Below are 1,228 nucleotides of genomic sequence, written 5' to 3'. Positions count from 1 at the left end.
CACGCACGCGCGCGTGGAGCGCGTCGAACCCGGCGCCGCGGTCCTGGACGACGGCACGCGGCTGCCCGCGGGCGCCGTGGTCGTCGGCATCGGGGCCCGGCCCGCCACCGCCTGGCTGGCGGGCTCCGGGATCGAGCTCGGGGCGCACGGGGAGGTCGTCGCCGACCGCCGTCTGGCGACCTCCCTGCCGGACGTGTACGCGGTCGGCGACTGCGCGTCCTTCCCGTCCGGGCGCTACGGCGAGCGGCTGCTGGTCCACCACTGGGACAACGCCCTCCAGGGGCCGCGCACGGTCGCCGTGAACGTCCTCGGCGCGGCCACCGGCCGGGAGCCGGTGGTCTACGACCCGGTGCCGTACTTCTGGTCCGAGCAGTTCGGGCGCTTCGTGCAGTACGCGGGACACCACGCGGACGCCGACCGGACGGTGTGGCGCGGGGACCCCGCCGAGGCGGCGTGGAGCGTCTGCTGGCTGCGGGGGTCCCGCCTGGTCGCGCTGCTCGCGGTGGGACGGCCCCGGGACCTGGCGCAGGGACGCAGGCTGATCGAGGCGGGCACGGAGATGGACGCGGAGGCGCTGGCGGACCCGGCGCGGCCCCTGAAGTCGGCGACGGCGTGACGCTCCCGGACCGGCACGTCCGCCCGGGCGGGCGGGGCTGACTTCCGACTGTCAGTGGCAGATGGCACGCTTGTCCCGTGACCGAGATTGACGCAAAGATCGATGCTCTCGTCCCCGCCTGGCTCACCCTGCCCGACATCGCCGAGATGTTCGGTGTCGAGGTGACGCGCGTCCGGCAGCTGGTCAAGGAGGGCCAGCTCATCGCCGTACGCCGAGGTGAGAACCGCGCGCTGCACGTGCCCGCCGCCTTCATCGACGGGGACAAGATCGTCAAGGGCCTGACCGGGACCCTGACGCTCCTGCGGGACGACGGCTTCACGGACGAAGAGATGCTGGAATGGCTCTTCACCCCCGACCCCTCCCTGCCGGGCACGCCCGCCCAGGCACTCGGCGAGAACCGCGGCACGGAGGTGAAGCGCCGCGCCCAGGCGCTCGCGGTCTGACCCGGACCTGACCGTCCGCCGACCGGAACACCCCCGGCCGGGGGAAGCCGTGCCGGTGCGGCGTGCGGTGCGGCCGCGTGACGTGGAGACGGGCTCGCGTCCGTGCGGGGGCGGGGCGCCGGGCCCAGGCGCTCGTGGTCCGGCCGCACCCGGCTGACCGGGACCGGGC

Annotated in this window: 2 protein-coding genes; both read left to right on the top strand. The window is 75.3% G+C overall.

The window, feature by feature from the left end; all coding sequences use genetic code 11:
• Positions 1 to 616, top strand: a 616-nt coding sequence (locus B7767_RS35465) for an oxidoreductase C-terminal domain-containing protein (RefSeq protein WP_179167427.1), incomplete at its 5' end; no start/stop codon positions are given.
• Between the two features lie 77 nt (positions 617 to 693).
• Positions 694 to 1,059: an Rv2175c family DNA-binding protein gene (locus tag B7767_RS35460; protein ID WP_085575648.1), complete on the top strand. Its 366-nt coding sequence runs from the start codon at positions 694 to 696 to the stop codon at positions 1,057 to 1,059.
• Positions 1,060 to 1,228: the final 169 nt, after the last annotated feature.

It is taken from the genome of Streptomyces sp. 13-12-16, assembly GCF_002114215.1.
GTDB lineage: Bacteria > Actinomycetota > Actinomycetes > Streptomycetales > Streptomycetaceae > Streptomyces.
Note: the sequence above shows the minus strand (reverse complement) of the source record. Positions and strands in the feature narration are given on the sequence as shown.